The 18,345-nt window shown below is 73.4% G+C and carries 17 protein-coding genes; 10 read left to right on the top strand and 7 right to left on the bottom strand.

Going from position 1 to position 18,345, the window contains the following annotated elements:
- Window positions 1-11: 11 nt before the first annotated feature.
- The 4 genes from AVW11_RS29185 to AVW11_RS29170 all read right to left on the bottom strand — a co-directional run bounded on the left by AVW11_RS29185 (window position 12) and on the right by AVW11_RS29170 (window position 3,805).
- Window positions 12-632 (bottom strand): TetR/AcrR family transcriptional regulator, encoded by a 621-nt coding sequence (locus AVW11_RS29185; protein ID WP_030846156.1) that lies wholly within the window; start codon window positions 630-632, stop codon window positions 12-14.
- Window positions 629-1,456, bottom strand: a complete 828-nt coding sequence (locus AVW11_RS29180; protein WP_030846154.1) for a sugar phosphate isomerase/epimerase family protein — start codon at window positions 1,454-1,456, stop codon at window positions 629-631. The genes AVW11_RS29185 and AVW11_RS29180 overlap by 4 nt, the downstream gene beginning before the upstream one ends.
- A 184-nt stretch (window positions 1,457-1,640) precedes the next feature.
- Window positions 1,641-2,687, bottom strand: coding sequence for a hypothetical protein (locus tag AVW11_RS29175; protein ID WP_240528299.1), 1,047 nt, complete (start codon window positions 2,685-2,687; stop codon window positions 1,641-1,643).
- A gap of 170 nt (window positions 2,688-2,857) precedes the next feature.
- Complete coding sequence (locus tag AVW11_RS29170) at window positions 2,858-3,805, bottom strand: Ppx/GppA family phosphatase (RefSeq protein WP_030846151.1); 948 nt, start codon at window positions 3,803-3,805, stop codon at window positions 2,858-2,860.
- Between the two features lie 231 nt (window positions 3,806-4,036).
- Between AVW11_RS29170 and AVW11_RS29165 the strand changes: the two genes are divergently transcribed.
- On the top strand, window positions 4,037-4,786 hold the full coding sequence (locus tag AVW11_RS29165; RefSeq protein ID WP_051700214.1) for a DUF3109 family protein: 750 nt from the start codon (window positions 4,037-4,039) through the stop codon (window positions 4,784-4,786).
- A gap of 39 nt (window positions 4,787-4,825) precedes the next feature.
- Here AVW11_RS29165 and AVW11_RS29160 read toward each other — a convergent pair whose 3' ends face one another.
- Window positions 4,826-6,604 carry a BACON domain-containing protein gene (locus tag AVW11_RS29160; RefSeq protein WP_076046503.1) on the bottom strand — a complete coding sequence of 593 codons (1,779 nt, stop codon included), beginning with the start codon at window positions 6,602-6,604 and terminating at the stop codon, window positions 4,826-4,828.
- Between the two features lie 156 nt (window positions 6,605-6,760).
- On the opposite strand from AVW11_RS29160, the gene radA reads away from it, so the two are divergent.
- On the top strand, window positions 6,761-8,179 hold the full coding sequence (radA, locus tag AVW11_RS29155) for a DNA repair protein RadA (RefSeq protein ID WP_030846144.1): 1,419 nt from the start codon (window positions 6,761-6,763) through the stop codon (window positions 8,177-8,179).
- A 267-nt stretch (window positions 8,180-8,446) separates the two neighbouring features.
- On the top strand, window positions 8,447-9,571 hold the full coding sequence (gene disA / locus AVW11_RS29150; protein ID WP_030846141.1) for a DNA integrity scanning diadenylate cyclase DisA: 1,125 nt from the start codon (window positions 8,447-8,449) through the stop codon (window positions 9,569-9,571).
- A gap of 101 nt (window positions 9,572-9,672) precedes the next feature.
- On the opposite strand, the gene AVW11_RS37545 is transcribed toward disA, so the two are convergent.
- A complete protein-coding gene (locus AVW11_RS37545; protein ID WP_158076171.1) occupies window positions 9,673-10,413 on the bottom strand; it encodes a hypothetical protein in 741 nt (246 codons plus the stop codon).
- Between the two features lie 223 nt (window positions 10,414-10,636).
- Between AVW11_RS37545 and AVW11_RS29140 the strand changes: the two genes are divergently transcribed.
- The 7 genes from AVW11_RS29140 to AVW11_RS29110 all read left to right on the top strand — a co-directional run bounded on the left by AVW11_RS29140 (window position 10,637) and on the right by AVW11_RS29110 (window position 17,130).
- Window positions 10,637-11,314: a phosphatase PAP2 family protein gene (locus tag AVW11_RS29140; RefSeq protein ID WP_107052281.1), complete on the top strand. Its 678-nt coding sequence runs from the start codon at window positions 10,637-10,639 to the stop codon at window positions 11,312-11,314.
- Window positions 11,311-12,276, top strand: coding sequence for an HhH-GPD family protein (locus AVW11_RS29135; protein WP_107423352.1), 966 nt, complete (start codon window positions 11,311-11,313; stop codon window positions 12,274-12,276). The genes AVW11_RS29140 and AVW11_RS29135 overlap by 4 nt, the downstream gene beginning before the upstream one ends.
- Before the next feature lie 294 nt (window positions 12,277-12,570).
- The gene (locus tag AVW11_RS29130; RefSeq protein WP_030763752.1) at window positions 12,571-13,137 is read left to right on the top strand and encodes a SigE family RNA polymerase sigma factor; all 567 of its coding nucleotides are present in this window, start codon (window positions 12,571-12,573) and stop codon (window positions 13,135-13,137) included.
- A 35-nt stretch (window positions 13,138-13,172) separates the two neighbouring features.
- On the top strand, window positions 13,173-13,829 hold the full coding sequence (locus AVW11_RS29125) for a hypothetical protein (RefSeq protein WP_381785862.1): 657 nt from the start codon (window positions 13,173-13,175) through the stop codon (window positions 13,827-13,829).
- A 37-nt stretch (window positions 13,830-13,866) separates the two neighbouring features.
- Window positions 13,867-14,580, top strand: a complete 714-nt coding sequence (gene cseB, locus AVW11_RS29120; RefSeq protein ID WP_030846126.1) for a two-component system response regulator CseB — start codon at window positions 13,867-13,869, stop codon at window positions 14,578-14,580.
- Entirely contained in the window at window positions 14,577-15,917 is a 1,341-nt protein-coding gene (cseC, locus tag AVW11_RS29115) for a two-component system sensor histidine kinase CseC (protein ID WP_030846124.1), read from the top strand. Before cseB ends, cseC begins: the two co-directional genes overlap by 4 nt.
- A 55-nt stretch (window positions 15,918-15,972) precedes the next feature.
- Window positions 15,973-17,130, top strand: coding sequence for a LamG domain-containing protein (locus AVW11_RS29110; protein WP_076046502.1), 1,158 nt, complete (start codon window positions 15,973-15,975; stop codon window positions 17,128-17,130).
- Between the two features lie 92 nt (window positions 17,131-17,222).
- Here AVW11_RS29110 and AVW11_RS29105 read toward each other — a convergent pair whose 3' ends face one another.
- Window positions 17,223-17,816 (bottom strand): M23 family metallopeptidase, encoded by a 594-nt coding sequence (locus tag AVW11_RS29105; RefSeq protein WP_076046501.1) that lies wholly within the window; start codon window positions 17,814-17,816, stop codon window positions 17,223-17,225.
- Window positions 17,817-18,345: the final 529 nt, after the last annotated feature.

Below are 18,345 nucleotides of genomic sequence, written 5' to 3'. Positions count from 1 at the left end.
GGACGCGCGGCTCAGTCCTCGGTCAGGTACCGCTGGAGCGTAGGGGCCACGAGCGCCACGATGTCCTCCGTGTCCGCGGACGCGAGGGGTTCGACCTGGAGCACGTAGCGCAGGATCGCGATGCCGACCATGTGGGAGGCGGCGAGCTCGGCCCGGAAGGTCGGGTCGGGCACGTCCAGGTCGGCGGCGATCCGCTCCAGGAGCCTGCGCAGCACCAGCCCGCGCAGCACCTTCGCGGCGGCCTCGTGGGTGAGCGCGGACCGGATCACCGCGAGCAGCGGGGCGCGGGTGACCGGGTTCTCCCAGATGCCGAAGAAGTAGCGTGCGAGGCGCTCGCCGATGCCGTCCGGCCCCTCGCCGATGACGGCGGGGAGCACCAGGGCCGGCTCCATGCTGATCTCGATGGCCGCGGCGAAGAGGTCGTCCTTGCTGCCGAAGTAGTGGTGCACCAGGGCCGGGTCCACACCGGCGACCTTCGCGACGCCGCGCACGGACGTCTTGTCGTAGCCGCGCTCCGCGAACACCTCGCGGGCGGCGAGCCGGATGCGCTCCTGGGTGCCCGGCCCCTCCTCGGCCTCGTCCTGGCGGGGCCGGCCGGGGCCCCGGCGGCGCGGCCCGCTCTCGCCGGTCACGGCCGGCGGGCCCGGTCGCGGCCGGCGGTGGCCAGGTGCAGGCGGGTGAAGGCCAGCGCCTCGGCGAGGTCGGCCTCACGCTCGGCGGAGGACATCGCGCGCCGCGTGTTGACCTCGATCACCACGTGGCCGTCGAAGGAGTTCCGGGCGAGGCGTTCCAGCAGCTCGGCGCAGGGCTGCGTACCCCGGCCGGGCACCAGGTGCTCGTCCTTCGCCGACCCGTTGCCGTCGGCGAGGTGCACATGGGCCAGCCGCTCCCCCATCCGGTCGATCATCGCGGTCGCGTCCGTGCGGGCGGTCGCGGTGTGCGAAAGGTCGACGGTGAAGTGCCGGTAGTCGTCCTTCGTCACGTCCCACTCGGGTGCGTAGGCGAGCATCTCGCGGTCGCGGTACCGCCACGGGTACATGTTCTCCACGGCGAACCGCACGTCGGTCTCCTCGGCCATCCGCCAGATGCCGGAGACGAACTCGCGCGCGTACTGGCGCTGCCACCGGAACGGCGGATGCACGACGACGGTGGACGCGCCGAGCTTCTCGGCCGCCGACCGGGCGCGCTGCAGCTTGACCCACGGATCGGTGGACCACACCCGCTGGGTGATGAGCAGACAGGGCGCGTGGACGGCCAGGATCGGCACCTGGTGCTGGTCCGACAGGCGGCGCAGCGCGTCGATGTCCTGGCTGACGGGATCCGTCCACACCATGACCTCGACGCCGTCGTATCCGAGGCGCGCGGCGATCTCGAAGGCGGTCGCCGTGGACTCCGGATAGACGGAGGCGGTGGACAGGGCGACTCTCGCGGTCGGGATGCGGACGGGTTCTGCCACGGGGACAGGGTACGGGGCCCGCGCCCGCCCGGTACGTGACGGCCGCCACGCGGGCCGGGTTCCGGCCGTCGGACGAGGCTGAAGCGGGCCCACGAAGCACGTCGGCTGGTGCGGCAACGTCCCACCCGCCCCGGACCGGAAGTCCGGCGCCCCCGGAGCGGTGACGGCCCGGCCCGCCGCCGGGTCAGGACGTTCGGGCGAGCCAGGTCCGCGTCTCGTCCGCCGTCAGGACGCGAGTCAGCTCGGCCGTTCCCGGGAGGTGCGGGAAGAACCGGTCGGCGTTCCAGCTGCGCTGGTACGCCGGCTCGTCGAGCACGAGCAGGCGGCGGCCCTCCACCACGGGGATGTCGTCGGGCAGCCCTTCGTTCCAGATCCGCTCGCCGTCCGGGGCGAGGAGTTCGAAGGCTCCGGTCGCGACTGCCTCGGTACGGCCCTGGGCGGGCTCGGGGTCCGTGGCCAGGCGGACGCTCTCCGCCGAAGGCCTGGCACCGGGAACGTGGCCGCCGCCGACGAGGACGTGGGCGAGCAGTGTGTGCAACTGGAAGTTGTCCCCGATGCCACCGATGCGTATCTCGTACCCGGTGCCGGTGGGCCTGTGCAGCACCACGAGCGGCTCGTCGTCCAGCACCGCCAGCGCGTACGCCAGGCATGTGAGGTCGTGCCGTTCCAGGGCCGCCAGGTCGCGGCAGGCGGAGAGGAGCGCGGACGTGTCCCGGCGGCGCACCTCGGCGCTGCGGCACAGCACGGCCAGCGCGGGCGGCTGCCACTCCATGGCCGCGCACCAGGCCAGCGCCAGCTGGAGGGCCTCGTGCACGTCACCGCCCAGGCGTGCCAGCAGAGCGTCGTCGATGATCTTCGTGTCCGGCTCCGGCAGTTCCTCTTCCCCGGTCGCGGCCCAGCGGCGGGCGAACTCGAGGGCGTCGAGGAGGCCTTGGTGGACGCCGTCGAGGATCGGCTCGGCGCAGGCCGCCGGATCCGCCCCGCGCTCGACGCAGTAGCCGGCCGCCATCGCCAGCATCGGCCGTGGACCGGTGGCCGGGAATTCGGGAATCAGCGCTGCCAGCCGAGGCCCTGCCAGCACATGCTCGGCGTCCGAAGCCGACTGCACCCCGGCCATCATGGCGGCGAAGGCACTCTCGGTACGGTCGCCGTCGCGAGCGGCAACCGACTCTTCCAGCTCGGACACGACGGCGGCGAGGCCGGAGGCCTTCCGCTTCCACTTGAAGATCACCGGCACACCTTAGGCCCGCGCCCCTTTCACCGGCACGTCACCGACCCCCGCCCCGCCGAAACACCGCCCCCGCACCACAGCCCCGGGGAGGTGGGGCCGCAGGGGCGACGGCCCCGACTGCGCGTGCCCCCGTACACCCACCACCCCCCGCGCGAAGGCCCCCGTACCGCCTACGCCGGCGCCGCGCCCGGGGTCGGGAGGTGGTCCAGGCGGCGCAGGATCACGCCCTCGCGCAGGGCCCACGGGCAGATCTCCAGCTCGTCGACGCCGAAGAGGTCCATGGCGCCTTCGGCGACCAGCGCACCGGCGAGGAGCTGGTTCGCCCTGCCCTCCGAGACGCCCGGGAGGGCGGAGCGCTGGGCCGTCGTCATCGCGGCCAGGCGCGGGACCCACTCCTCCAGCGCCTTGCGGGTGAGGTCGCGTTGCACGTACAGGCCGTCCGCCGAGCGGGCCGCGCCCGCGATGCGGGCCAGCTGCTTGAAGGTCTTGGACGTCGCCACCACGTGGTCCGGGGCGCCGAAGCGGCTGAACTCTCGGACCGTCCGCGCGATCTCCGCCCGCACGTGCCGGCGCAGCGCCCGGATGTCCAGTGCGTCCGGCGGGTCGCCGGGGAGCCAGCCCGAGGTGAGGCGGCCCGCGCCCAGCGGGAGGGAGACGGCGGCATCGGGATCCTCGTCGATGCCGTACGCGATCTCCAGGGAGCCGCCGCCGATGTCCAGGACGAGCAGCTTCCCGGCGGACCAGCCGAACCAGCGGCGCGCGGCGAGGAAGGTGAGCCGCGCCTCGTCCTCGCCGCTGAGCACCGGCAGGTCGACGCCCGTCTCGGCCTTGACCCGGGCCAGCACCTCGTCCGCGTTGGTGGCCTCGCGCACAGCACTGGTCGCGAAGGGGAGGACGTCCTCGCAGCCCTTGTCCTCGGCGGCCTGCACCGCTTCCTCGATGACGGAGAGGAGGCGCTCGACGCCCGCGGGGGTGACGGCGCCGGCGTCGTCGAGAAGCTCCGCCAGCCTTATCTCCACCTTGTGCGAGTGCGCCGGCTGCGGGCGCGCGCCGGGGTGCGCGTCCACCACCAGCAGATGGACCGTATTCGAACCCACATCAAGGACACCGAGTCTCATAGGGGGAAACGCTACTGCGAGGAACGCTCGGGGGTTGTGTAAGGGGCGCTTAGGCTTGGGTTTGTGCCAAATACGAAGAAGGCCAGCAAGACCCGGTCGCAGAAGGACACGGGCAAGGACGACCAGGGCGCAAGCACCGAGCGCGCCAAGAACGCCAAGGACGCCAAGGGCGCCAAGAACGGCAGGCCCCTCAAGCCCCTGAGGCCCCTCAAGTCCGGAAAGGCCAAGGCCATGGCCGACGAGAAGGGGCTCGACTTCCCGCGGGCCTGGGTGGAGTTCCCCGACCCCGCCGACGACGAGCAGGTCTTCCGCTGCGACCTGACCTGGCTGACCTCCCGCTGGACCTGCATCTTCGGCAGCGGCTGCCAGGGCATCCAGGCGGGCCGGGCCTCGGACGGCTGCTGCACGCTCGGCGCGCACTTCTCCGACGAGGACGACGAGAAGCGCGTGGCCAAGCACGTGGCCCGGCTGACGCCCGAGCTGTGGCAGTTCCACGACGTCGGCAGCGAGAGCGGGTGGACGCAGGCCGACGACGACGGGGAGAAGCAGACCCGCCGCTGGGACGGGGCGTGCATCTTCCTGAACCGGCCCGGGTTCCCCGCCGGGGCCGGCTGCTCGCTCCACATCCTCGCGTTGAAGGAGGGCAGGGAGCCGCTGGAGACCAAGCCGGACGTCTGCTGGCAGCTGCCGATCCGGCGGACGTACGAATGGATCGACCGGCCCGACGACACCCGGGTGCTGCAGGTGTCGATCGGCGAGTACGACCGTCGGGGCTGGGGCCCCGGCGGCCACGACCTGCACTGGTGGTGCACGTCGGCGACATCCGCGCACGGCGCCGGGGACCCCGTGTACGTGTCCTACCGGGCCGAGCTGACGGAGCTGATGGGCAAGGAGGGGTACGAGGCGCTCGTGCAGCTGTGCGAGGCCCGGCTGGCCTCGCTGCTGCCGATGGCTCCGCACCCGGCGGACCCGGCTCCGTAGGCGAAGCCTCGGCCCTGCCCACCCGGCCCGCCGGCCCCGTCAGCCCTCCGCCGGCCCGGACGGCCCCGGGTCGGGTGCGGGGGAAACCGTTCCGCCTGCTCCGTCCGTCGGGGTCGGCTCGGGCGTCGGGGACGGCGGCGGGATCGTGGGTTCCGTCGGGGACGGTGTCGGCGTCGGCCCCTGGGTCTGGTCCGGGGACGGCGACGGGCTCGCCGGATGCGTCGGTTCCGGCTGCGGGGTGGGGGTCGACGCGGGTCGGCCGCGGCCCCGGATGGAGACCACCGCACCCGTCGGGTCCACGCCGACGCGGGCGGCCCAGGCACCGACGGGCTGCGCCTCCGGGTCGACGGCGATGTGCAGGGTGACCGATTCTCCGGGCGCGAGGGTGCCCGCGGTGCGGCTCGCACGCAGCCAGGGCGCGTCGGACCACAGCCGCCAGTCGACCGGGGCGCCGCCGGAGGCGGTGAGGGTGAGCAGGGTGAGGGCGCCCCGCGAGGACGCGGCCACGGAGAGCCGGCCGGGGGCTGCGGCGTGGTCGGGGGTGGCCGGAGGGCCGGTGCTGATCACCTCGACGGAGACGTCGGAGGAGTCGCTGCTCTCGGCGAAGCCGGGACCGCCGGTGGTGGTGGCCGCGTTCCCGGCGTTCTCGTAGGCGGTCAGCGGGCGGCCGTCGATCCGGCCGGGCGGGACTTCGGTCTCGCTGGCGGAGATACGCGGGGAGCCGTTGCCGACGGGCTCGCCGGAGCCGTGCTCGCCGCGGTACGAGGCCCACAGTGCCAGGACGGGGGCCGCGACGACGGTGGCCACGACGGTGGTGGTCACCGCCCGGGCCCGCAGCCGGTCGCGGCGGGCCGCGCGGTCCTTGGGGTCCATCGGGAAGCCGGTGCGGTCGAAGCGCGGGCCGGGGCCCCGGCCGCGGCCCCGGCCGGAGCGGAGCATCGCCGCGTGGATCGCGGTGCGCGGGGCGGGTACGAGCGGCAGGGCGGCGGTGTCGACGCCGCCGGAGCCGGGCCAGGGGGCGGCGGCGCCGACGCGTTCGGCGACGCGCCGGCAGCGCGGGCAGTCGTCGACGTGCCGGACGAGCTCGGCGCGCAGGGTGCTGGACAGCAGTACGTCGCCGTCGCCGCCGTTGCCGTCCGCGTCCGCGCCGGTCAGCTGGGCGACGCTGGGACAGCTGCCGGTCTCGACGACGGCGAGCGCGGCGCGGGTGCGTTCCACCTCGCAGGCCGCGCCGGTGAGGAGCTCCCGGGCGGCGGCAGGGGGCGTGCCGAGGACGGCGGCGAGTTCGGGGACGGCGAGGCGGTGGCGGACGGCGAGTTCGAGTGCCTCGCGCTGCGCGGGCGTCGTCCCCGCGGCCTCCGGCCAGGCGAGACGGGCCAGCTCGGTACGGCGGTAGGCGCTCACGTCAAGCTGCCGGTGGGCGTCCGCGGCCGGCCCGTCGGCGGCTGCGCCCCCCGGCGCACGGCCGCGCCCGGTGTGCTCCGGCGCGCGCCGGGCGGAATGCGCTCCCGGTCGAACGCGCCGCTGCTCCGCCAGGCGGCGCAGGCAGCCCCAGCGGGCGAGGGCGTAGAGCCAGGCCCGGCGGTCGCTCTCGTCGGGGCAGCGGCCGGGATGCCGCTCGGCGACGGCGAGGACGTCCCCCAGCACGTCGGTGGCGGTGTCGTGATCGCACAGGACCGACAGGCAGTACGTGAACAGGCCGTCGAGGTACGGCTCGTGCCGGAAGGGGCGCGGCGGCTCCTCTTCGTGAGCCGTGCGCCCGTGCGCCCGGTGTGCGCCGGTGCGCGGTGCGGGTTGTGCCTGGTTGCTGCTGTTCACCTGGCGACCGTAGGCGGCGCGCCGGGGGCGCCTTGGAAGCCTTACCCGGTTTTAGCCCTTACGGGTGAACAGATCGGTGGTGCACTGACGACCGCCCTGACGCCGCATCGAGGACCGCGGGCCGGGCTGTCGGTGCGGGCGGCTACCGTGAGCGGCATGGCTGCCCGCACTGCTCGCTCATCCGCCAAGGACCGACCGTCGTACCGCTGCACCGAGTGCGGCTGGACGACGGCCAAGTGGCTCGGCCGGTGTCCCGAGTGCCAGGCCTGGGGCACCGTCGAGGAGATGGGGGCTCCCGCCGTCCGGACCACCGCGGCCGGCCGGGTGTCGACCGCCGCGCTGCCGATCGCCCAGGTCGACGGGCGGACGGCGACCGCGCGCAGCACCGGGGTGGACGAGCTGGACCGTGTCCTGGGCGGCGGGCTCGTGCCCGGCGCCGTCGTCCTGCTGGCCGGCGAGCCCGGCGTCGGCAAGTCGACGCTGCTGCTGGACGTCGCGGCGAAGGCGTCCAGCGACACGCACCGCACGCTGTACGTCACGGGTGAGGAGTCGGCGAGCCAGGTGCGGCTGCGGGCCGACCGCATCAAGGCGCTGAGCGACCACCTGTACCTCGCCGCCGAGACCGACCTCTCCGCGGTGCTCGGGCACCTCGACGCCGTGAAGCCGTCCCTGCTCGTCCTGGACTCCGTACAGACCGTCGCCTCGCCCGAGATCGACGGCGCGCCCGGCGGCATGGCCCAGGTGCGGGAGGTGGCGGGCGCGCTGATCCGGGCCTCCAAGGAGCGGGGCATGGCCACCCTCCTCGTCGGCCACGTCACCAAGGACGGGGCCATCGCCGGTCCCCGCCTGCTGGAGCACCTCGTCGACGTGGTGCTGAGCTTCGAGGGCGACCGGCACGCGCGGCTGCGGCTCGTGCGCGGTGTGAAGAACCGCTACGGCGCCACCGACGAGGTCGGCTGCTTCGAGCTGCACGACGAGGGGATCACCGGGCTCGCCGACCCGAGCGGGCTGTTCCTGACCCGGCGCGCGGAGGCCGTGCCGGGGACCTGCCTGACCGTGACCCTGGAGGGCAAGCGGCCGCTGGTCGCCGAGGTGCAGGCGCTGACCGTGGACTCGCAGATCCCCTCTCCCCGGCGGACCACCTCGGGCCTGGAGACCTCACGTGTCTCGATGATGCTGGCCGTCCTGGAGCAGCGCGGCCGGATCACCGCGCTCGGCAAGCGCGACATCTACAGCGCGACCGTGGGCGGGGTGAAGCTCACCGAGCCGGCCGCCGACCTGGCGATCGCGCTCGCGCTGGCGTCCGCCGCCAGCGACGTACCGCTCCCGAAGAACCTGGTGGCCATCGGCGAGGTCGGCCTGGCCGGCGAGGTGCGCCGGGTGACGGGCGTGCAGCGGCGGCTGGCGGAGGCGCACCGGCTGGGCTTCACGCACGCGCTGGTGCCGGCGGATCCGGGCAAGGTGCCGGCGGGGATGAAGGTCACCGAGGTGGCCGACATGGGCGACGCGCTGCGGGTCCTGCCGCGCGGACGCTCCCGTACGCCGGCCAAGGAGCGGCCCGCGGCCGCGCAGTAGGCCACGGCCACAGCCACAACCCGCCGATCATGATCGAACGGAGCGGCCCCTCATGATCGAACCGATCGGGCCGTCATGATCGAACCGGCCGACCGACCGGTCGCCGCCCTGGTCAGAGGGTCCGCAGAGGGCCCCGCCGGGCCCTACCTGGCCAAGCCACGGCGGGGCCGCAGCGCGCGCCGGTAGACTTTGTGCTGGTCCGCCCGGCCGTACGCACGTCCTCGTGCCCCCGCGCTGGGCGGCGCAACCCGCGACCGGAGGAGTGCAGTGGCAGCCAAGGACGGGGCACCAGCACCCGGGAAGTCCGGCGCGAGCTCCAAGCACGACGCGCTCATGCGCGCCTCGCTGAGCGCGGTCGCACCTGGTCAGCCACTGCGCGACGGCCTTGAGCGGATCGTCCGAGGCAACACCGGCGGCCTCATCGTCCTCGGCATGGACAAGGCCGTCGAGGCGATGTGCACGGGCGGCTTCGTCCTGGACGTGGAGTTCACCGCGACCCGGCTGCGCGAACTGTGCAAGCTCGACGGCGCGCTCATCCTCGACAAGGACCTCACCAAGATCCTGCGGGCCGGCGTACAGCTCGTACCGGACGCGTCGATCCCCACGGAGGAGACGGGCACGCGCCACCGCACGGCCGACCGCGTCTCGAAGCAGTGCGGCTTCCCGGTGGTGTCGGTGTCGCAGTCGATGCGGCTGATCGCGCTGTACGTGGACGGGGAGCGGCGGGTCCTGGAGGAGTCCGGGGCGATCCTGTCGCGGGCCAACCAGGCGCTGGCCACGCTGGAGCGGTACAAGCTGCGCCTCGACGAGGTGGCGGGCACGCTGTCGGCGCTGGAGATCGAGGACCTGGTCACGGTGCGCGACGTGACGGCGGTCGCGCAGCGGCTGGAAATGGTCCGCCGGATCGCGACCGAGATCGCCGAGTACGTGGTCGAACTGGGCACGGACGGGCGACTGCTGTCCCTCCAGCTGGACGAGCTGACGGTGGGGATCGAGCAGGAGCGCGAGCTGGTCATCCGGGACTACGTGCCCGAGCCGACGGCGAAGCGTTCCCGCACGGTGGACGAGGCGCTGGCGGAGCTGGACGCGCTGACCCACCCGGAGCTGCTGGAACTGCCCATCGTGGCGCGGGCGCTGGGGTACACGGGCTCGCCCGAGACGCTGGACTCGGCGGTGTCGCCCCGCGGCTACCGGCTGCTGGCAAAGGTGCCGAGGCTGCCGGGCGCGATCATCGAGCGGCTGGTGGAGCACTTCGGCGGTCTGCAGAAGCTGCTCGCCGCGAGCGTCGACGACCTGCAGGCGGTGGACGGCGTGGGCGAGGCCCGCGCGCGGAGCGTCCGCGAGGGCCTGTCCCGTCTGGCCGAGTCGTCCATCCTGGAGCGGTACGTCTAGCCTGCGGCTTGGCCCGGCCGACTCGCCCGTCTGCCCGGCCCCGCACCGGGCCACCGCGCCCGCGCCCCGGACGCCGGCGGGGCGGCAGGCGGGGCCGGCGTCTAGTTCTGCTTGAGGACGAACGAGGTGCGGGCCACCGGCATGCCCGGGGACTTGACCTCGACGACGTAGGTGTCGGGAGCCGCGGACCCCGCCGGAGGCGACTGGCACTGGTCGGCGGCGCTGAACCTGCGGTCCCAGTCCAGCGCGTGCTTGGTCTCGCCCTGCGCGGGGAGGCGGAAGAAGGCGTTGCCGGCGCCCGTCGGGCAGTCCGCCGAGGACCACACCGCCTTGTTGCTGCTCGCCTGAAGGATGGTCAGGACGGCCTGCTTCGGGCCGAGATCGACCTTGCAGGTCGTTCCGGAGGTGTTGCGGGCGATCAGTTCGAGGCGGGGCTTCTCGTTCGCCTCGTACTCGTTCTTCGCGCTCTTGACCTCCCACTGGAGCGCGGACGTCGCACACGTGGGGAGCGGGGAGTCGGCCGGGACCGCCGCCGGGCCGCCCGCGCCGCCGGTGGCGGATCCCGAACCGCCGCCGGCGGCGGTGCCGTTGCCCGGTTCGCCGTTCTTGCCCGCGCCGCCGCCCGCGCCGCCCTCGGTGCCGGTGCTGCCACCGCTTCCGGACTCGGGGCGTCCGCCGGGTGCGGCGCTGATGGCGGGGCCCGTGCCGGCCGGTCCGGGGGTGATCGAGGTGACGGGATCGGGGCGGCCCTCGCCCTTTCCGTTCGTACTCGTCTTCCCCCCACCGGAACTGACGGTCCATACGGCGAGCAGCGCGAGGAGCGCGACGACTGACGCCAGCACAGCCCTCCGTCGCCAGTAGATGGAGGAGGGGAGCGGCCCGACCGGATTGCGCAGAGATCCCACGAACGGAACCTTACAAAGGTTCGCGGCCCGATCAGTGCCCCACATGCCGCGCAGCGGACTTGATTTGCCGATGATCATCCTGCGGGCGCAAGCGGAAGCGACGGGAATCGGCCAAAGGGCTGACATGGGCATTAATCCGGTTTGTGTACGTTCGGTGACCATGGACACCTCCGACCTCTTCCGCTCCGTCACCGGTCTCGCCCGATCCGCACCCGTGTGGGTGCAGCGGGTTGTCGAGCTCTGGACGGGATACGGGCTCTGGCTCTTCGGGGTGCTCCTCGCCGCCGTCTGGTGGCGGGCGCGCGGCCGGGGCGGCGCCCGGGCGGTGGCGCTCGCCCTCCTCGCGCCGGCGGCCACCGCCGTCGCCTACGCCGTCTCGGAGGCCGTGAAGTCCACCGTGGAGGAGGAGCGCCCGTGCCGCGCCGTCGCCGGCGCCGCGGCCCCGCTGGCCGAGTGCCCGCCGCCCGGCGACTGGTCGTTCCCCAGCAACCACGCGGCCATCGCGGGCGCCGCGGCCGTCGCGCTGGTCATGGCCGTACGCCGGCTCGCGCCTGTGGTGGTGCCGCTCGCGCTGCTGATGGGCTTCTCCCGCGTCTTCGTCGGCGTCCACTACCCGCACGACGTGGCACTGGGTCTGCTGCTGGGCGGTTCCCTCGCCGCTCTCGTCGTCCTGGCGCTCACCGGTCCCGCTGCCCGCGCCGTCCGCGCCGTGCGGGCGGGCGGGGGCCGGGCGGGTACCGGGCTCGGCATCCGGGCGGGCATCCGGCTGACGGGGCCGGGCCCGGCCGGCGAGTCCTCCCCCGAGGTCCGAAACGTGCCAGGATGCCGTACGCCATGACTGCATCCCCCTCTTCCTCCCCCGACGTGTCGCCGGACGTGTCCCGCGACGGCTCCCGCGACGTGCCCGCCGACTCCTCCCACGCACTGCACTCCCCCGTCATCTCGTGGTTCGAGGAGCACGCCCGCGACCTGCCCTGGCGCCGCCCCGAGGCCGGCCCCTGGGGCGTCATGGTCAGCGAGTTCATGCTCCAGCAGACCCCGGTCAGCCGCGTGCTGCCGGTCTACGAGCAGTGGCTCGCCCGCTGGCCCCGCCCCGCCGACCTGGCCGCGGAGGCCCCCGGCGAGGCCGTACGGGCCTGGGGGCGGCTCGGCTACCCGCGCCGGGCCCTGCGGCTGCACGGCGCGGCCGCCGCGATAGCGGAGCGGCACGGCGGCGACGTCCCGCGGGAGCACGCGCAGCTCCTCGCGCTGCCCGGGGTGGGCGAGTACACCGCCGCCGCGGTGGCCTCCTTCGCGTACGGGCAGCGGCACGCCGTCCTGGACACCAACGTCAGGCGGGTCTTCGCGCGCGCCGCCACCGGCGTGGAGTACCCGCCGAACGCGACCACGGCCGCCGAGCGGCGCCTGGCGCGCGAGCTGCTGCCCGAGGACGAGTCCACCGCGGCCCGCTGGGCGGCGGCCTCGATGGAGCTCGGCGCGCTCGTGTGCACCGCGAAGAACCCGGACTGCGTGCGCTGCCCGGTGGCGCGGCTGTGCGCATGGCGCCTGGCCGGGAAGCCCGCGCACGACGGGCCGCCGCGGCGCGGGCAGACGTACGCCGGGACGGACCGGCAGGTGCGCGGCAAACTCCTGGCCGTCCTGCGGGAGGCGGTGGGGCCCGTTCCGCAGGCCGTGCTCGACACCGTGTGGAACGAGCCGGTACAGCGCGCCCGTGCACTCGACGGGCTGGTGTCCGACGGGCTGGTGGAGCCCCTCGACGGCGGCCTCTACCGGCTCCCCCAGACACGACCGCAGACATGACAGCGGGCACGGCCGCGTGACCGCAGCATGAGCGGCGAGGTGTTCGGCGGCGGACGGGCGGCGGTTCGGGAACGGACCGTGCACCGGTCCGCCACCGCCCGTAGCCGCCACTGAAGCTGAGTCAGCAATTCCGCTTGTGGCCGTGAAACCCCAGCTCACAGGGGCTGTTACACAACCTATGGGTGTCCGTGCTCCCACCGAAGGCTGGCTCGCACAGGCCCGTGACAACCCCTCCGTACCGTCGTCCCCGTAAGACAGCGGTGGAGCGGTTGGACGGAACGGAGGCGGTCTGAAATGGCGCAGGCGCACGGCGAGGTGCTCGGGTTCGAAGAGTACGTACGCACCCGGCAGGACGCCCTGCTGCGCAGTGCCCGGCGGCTGGTTCCGGACCCCACCGACGCCCAGGACCTCCTGCAGACGGCCCTCGTGCGCACCTACGGCCGCTGGGACGGCATCGCCGACAAGTCCCTGGCCGACGCCTACCTCCGCCGCGTCATGATCAACACGCGTACGGAGTGGTGGCGCGCCCGCAAGCTCGAAGAGGTCCCCACCGAGCAGCTCCCCGACGCGTCCGTCGAGGACGGCTCCGACCAGCGCGCCGACCGCGCCCTGCTGATGGACATCCTCAAGGTGCTCGCGCCCAAGCAGCGCAGTGTGGTCGTCCTGCGACACTGGGAGCAGATGAGCACCGAGGAGACGGCCGCGGCGCTCGGAATGTCGGCGGGAACCGTGAAGAGCACTCTGCACCGCGCCCTGGCCCGGCTCCGGCAGGAGCTGGAGAGCCGGGACCTGGACATGCGTGCGCTGGAGCGCGGTGACCACACCATGCGGTACGAGGGGCGTGAGCGGTGCGCGGCCTGAACGGCCAAGATCTGAACGGCAGGAGCTCTCCCCCCGTGTTCGGGGGAAGAGGCAGTCTGGTGCTGGTGTCGGCGGGGACCATCGTCCTCGTCGGCACAGCCGTGTTCGCGGTCGGTTGCGCCACCGGGGGCACGGGCCTGCGCGACGGCGGTCCCGCACGCACCGACACCGTCTCCAGGACCGCGCCGACCGACACCGCCCCGGCCTCGGCCTCCGGGTCCGGCGCGCCCCTGAAGAAGGTGGACCCGGTCGCCCTGCTCATGGCGGACCCCAAGGTCAGCTCGGAGGTCAAGCGGGACCTCAAGCCCTGCACCGGCAAGGAGTATCCGGTGGACGTGAGCTACGGGAAGGTCACCGGCGGCCCGGCCGGGGACATCGTCGTGAACGTCCTGTCCTGCGCCGACGCCCTGGGCCGCGGCTCCTACGTGTACCGGGCGGACGGCGGCAGGTACGAGAATGTGTTCTCGGACGAACAGCCACCCGTCTACGCGGAGATCGACCGGGGCGACCTGGTGGTCACGAAGCAGGTCTACGGAAAGAACGACACGTTCGCCTATCCGTCGGGCGAGGACGTGATCACCTACCGCTGGAACGGGGAGAAGTTCACCGAGCAGGACCGGGTGCACTCGGAGTACAGCAACGTGGTCGACGGCGGCGTCCAGCCCGCTCCAGCCACGAGTCAGAAGAACTGAGCGAACTGAGCAAGAAGAACTGAGGCGAGGCTTGCGCATGGCCGAGACCCATGTCCTGTTCGTGGAGGACGACGACGTCATCCGTGAGGCCACGACCCTGGCGCTGGAGCGCGACGGGTTCGTGGTCACGGCCATGCCCGACGGCTTGTCAGGCCTGGAGTCCTTCCGTGCGCGCCGGCCCGACATCGCCCTGCTGGACGTGATGGTGCCGGGCATGGACGGCGTGAGCCTGTGCCGCCGCATCCGCGACGAGTCCACCGTCCCCGTCATCATGCTGTCGGCGCGCGCCGACAGCATCGACGTGGTGCTCGGACTGGAGGCGGGCGCCGACGACTACGTCACCAAGCCCTTCGACGGATCCGTGCTCGTCGCCCGGATCCGCGCCGTGCTGCGCCGCTTCGACCACTCCGGCGGCCCGCAGAACGGCGCCGCGGGCGGTTCCGACCACGACCCCGACGCCGAACGCGGGGTGCTCTCCTTCGGCGACCTGGAAGTGGACACCGAGGGCATGGAGGTGCGCAGGTCGGGCGCCCACGTGGCGCTGACGCCGACCGAGATGCGGCTGCTGCTGGAGTTCTCCTCCGCGCCGGGCACCGTCCTGTCACGCGACCGGCTCCTGGAGCGGGTCTGGGACTACGACTGGGGCGGCGACACCCGCGTGGTGGACGTCCACGTCCAGCGCCTGCGCACCAAGATCGGACAGGACCGCATCGAAACGGTCCGGGGCTTCGGATACAAGCTGAAAGCATGAGACGGTTCACCCTCCGCACGGGGATCCGCTGGAAGATCACACTCGCCATCGCCGCCGTGGGCGCCCTCGTCACGATCGCGCTGAGCCTGGTGGTGCACAGCGCCGCACGCGTGTCGATGCTGGAGAGCGCGCGCGATGTGCAGCTGGAACGCGTGCAGTTCATCTCCCGCAACGCCGAGGCCGGGCGCAAGCCGCCGATGGGGGCCAAGCTCAACGACCCCGAACTCCCCGTCGAGCTGCGGCAGAAGGCGCAGTCGGGGCGGCGCGGGACCTACGTGCAGGAGCGGCCCCACGGGCTCCCCGAGGTGTGGGCCGCCGTACCGCTCGGCAACGGCATGGTGCTGTCGCTGCACACGCCGTTCCGGGAGAGCACCACTTTGCTCAACGACCTGGACCGGGCCCTGGTCATCGGCGGACTGTCGGCCGTGATCGCCGGCTCGGCGCTCGGCGTGCTCATCGGCGGGCAGATCTCGCGCCGGCTGCGCAAGGCGGCGGCCGCCTCGCAGCGGGTGGCGCACGGTGATCCCGACGTACGGGTACGGGACGCGGTCGGCGGTGTCGTCCGCGACGAGACGGACGACCTCGCGCGGGCCGTGGACGCGATGGCCGACGCGCTCCAGCAGCGGCTGGAGGCGGAGCGGCGGGTGACCGCCGACATCGCGCACGAGCTGCGGACCCCGGTGACGGGCCTGCTCACCGCCGCGGAACTGCTGCCCCCGGGGCGGCCGACGGAGCTGGTCCGGGACCGGGCGCAGGCGCTGCGCGCGCTGGTCGAGGACGTGCTGGAAGTGGCCCGGCTGGACAGCGCCTCGGAGCGGGCGGAGCTCCAGGACGTGGCGCTCGGCGAGTTCGTGAGCCGGCGCGTGAAGGCGCTGATGCCGGAGGCGACCGTACGGATCGTCGCCGACGAGGTCGTCAGCACCGACCCGCGGCGGCTGGAGCGGATCCTGGGCAACCTGCTCGCCAACGCCGCCCGATACGGGCAGCCGCCGATCCAGGTCGACGTCGAGGGGCGGGTCGTACGGGTCCGCGACCACGGGCCGGGCTTCCCCGAGGCGCTGCTGCGCGAGGGGCCGAGCCGGTTCCGTACCGGGTCGACGGACCGCGCGGGCGTGGGGCACGGGCTGGGTCTGACCATCGCGGAGGGGCAGGCGCGGGTGCTGGGCGCCCGGTTGACGTTCCGCAACGTGGCGGCCCCGGGTGTCCTGGACCGCTCGATGACGGCGGCGGGCACGCCCGCCGGCGGGGCGGCCGGAGCGGTCGCGGTGCTGTGGCTGCCGGAGCACGCTCCGACGGCGACGGGCAGCTTCCCGGTCCTCAAGCTTCCGCCGGACTGACGGGCGGGCACCGGGCCGTGCCCGCCCGCCAGGGCGTGACTTAGGCTCCAGTGCCATGACCGACGGCACGAATCCTCCGAGCAGCCCGCAGCCCGAGCCCGCCCCCGGCAGCGGCTACGGTTTCCCGCCCGGACCGCCCGCCCACAACGGCTACGGCTATCCGGCCGGCGGTGGTGGCTACGGCTACGGCTACCCGCAGTTCGAGCAGCAGCCGAACCCGTACCAGCAGGAGGCGGACGGCGGTCAGTGGCCGCCGGCCACGCAGGCGCAGCCGGGCTTCACGCGGCTGGCCGGCCCGGACGTACCCGGCGCATCGCAGCAGCCGGACTGGGAGGCCATGGCCGAACGGTCCGACGCCGAGCGGCGCCGGAAGAAGCTGTGGATGCTGGGCGGCGCCGTGACCGTACTGGCGCTCCTCGCCGGCGGTGGAACGTTCTTCCTGCTGGGCGGCGCGGGCGGTGGGGAGGGTGCGGACGCCAAGCCGTCGGCGTCGACGCCGGCCTCGCCCGAACCGGGGAATTCGACGTCGCCCCAGGCCTACACCGCGACCGTCGCCGGTGACGACACCCTGCTGCGCGACAGCTACGGGCAGACCGGCATCCGGCTGGGCCCGGACCTCAGGGTCAGCCCGCTGGGCAAGCGGTTCCAGGTCATCGGCAAGGGCAACGGGAACTCGTGGGGGCAGTCCGCCGAGCCCGTGGTCGACGTGACGAAGAGCTTCACGATCACCGCACGCGCCTACAGCTCCGCCACCAAGGGCTCGCGGATCGTCATGAGCCAGGGCGACGGGGAGTCCTACTCGTTCGAGCTCGGCGTGAACGAGGTGAACGGCAAGCAGGCCTGGATCTTCCGCGTACAGACGGGCGACAAGGGCGCGGAGGCGACCACGCGGACCGTCGCCGCCGAGGGGCTCACCGTCCTCAAGACGCCGACGCTGCTGATGGCCACGTACGACGCGGAGAAGAAGGCCATCGCCCTCTACGTGGACGGAAAGAAGGCCGGCGAGACGCCGGTCCCGGCGATCTGGCAGGCCCCCGGCCCGCTGCAGCTCGGCCGGTCCCGGCACCACGACATCTGGACCGGGCCGTGGCAGGGCGGCCTGCACAACATCAGGGTCTACGACTCGGCGTTCACGCAGGAGCAGGCCGCCGGCTACAAGGAGGGCAAGCTCTCGCCGGCTCCGAAGCCGGCCCACGCCTGGCTGCTCCCCTGACCTGGCCCCACCCGGCGGGACGCGACCGGGTACGACGGCGCCGACCGGCCACGAGGGCCGGTCGGCGTCGGTCAGGCGGGGCGCGGAACGGGTCAGATGCTGACGCCGTTGGTGCGCAGGAAGGCCACCGGGTTGAGGGCCGAACCGTAGTTCGGGGTGGTGCGGATCTCGAAGTGCAGGTGCGGGCCGCTGGAGTTTCCGGTGTTGCCGGACAGGGCGATGCGCTGCTTGACAGCGACCTTCTGGCCGACCTTGACCTGGATCTTCGACAGGTGCGCGTACTGCGAGTACGTGTTGTTGGCGTGCTTGATCACGATGGCGTTGCCGTAGGCGGGGCCGTCGCCGCCGCCGTTCGGGCCGGCCTTGACGACCACACCGGCGGCCGCGGCGTTGACCGGGGTGCCGACCGGGACGGCGAAGTCCTGGCCGGAGTGCTTGCGGGCCCACATGCTGCCGCCCTTGCCGAAGGTCGCGGACAGCGTGTACTTCTCCAGCGGCTTGTCCCACAGGCCGGCCTTCTTCTTCGCCGCGGCGACGTCGGCGGTGAGGGCGGCGGAGGCGGCGGGGGCCGTCTGCGGGGCGTCGGCGAAGGCGGCGGTCGTCCCGGCCCCGAGAGCCAGCACAGCACCGAGGGTTGCGCCGACGGTGATACGGGTAGAACGGGTGATGACGCGCTTCGCGGACATAGAGCAGACCTCCGGGGCCGGGGACATGGGCGATCACGCCCGTCTCGGGCATGAAGTGACCCGGCACGCTCAGCCATGTGCCGGGTTGGCTCATCTTTGGTAACCCGGATGTCCGGAGTTCCCCAAACGTCCCCGTTTACTACCAGGGCTCGTAGATGCCCGGGGGTGATTTGTCCCGTTGACGGGATTTTCCAGGGACGGAACCCCCCAAGACACCCCCCTTTGCCCTACGAAACTCCCTAGTATGTCCGATTTGCCCTGTGCGGCTTGTCACCGGCCGGGGCCCGGGTCCGCCGCTTCCCGACCCGGCGAATGTGACCGGCACTACGCTCCGGACCGGCTTCTCCTGGCGCGAGAAACGCGGCCTCGACGCGGCGGACCCGCGCACGCCGGCCGACCGCCCTGCACTTCCTGGACGAGGACTGCCGCCCGGCCGGAGGAACGGCTGGCAGCGCACCGCGAAAAAAAGGGGCGGCCCCGGAACCGTTCGGTTCCGGGGCCGCCCCTTTGCGGTGCGTCGCCGCACCTA

The organism is Streptomyces amritsarensis (genome assembly GCF_001953875.1).
GTDB classification, from domain to species: domain Bacteria; phylum Actinomycetota; class Actinomycetes; order Streptomycetales; family Streptomycetaceae; genus Streptomyces; species Streptomyces amritsarensis.
The sequence above is the reverse complement of the archived record's forward strand: the minus strand, read 5'-3'. Positions and strand labels throughout refer to the sequence as shown.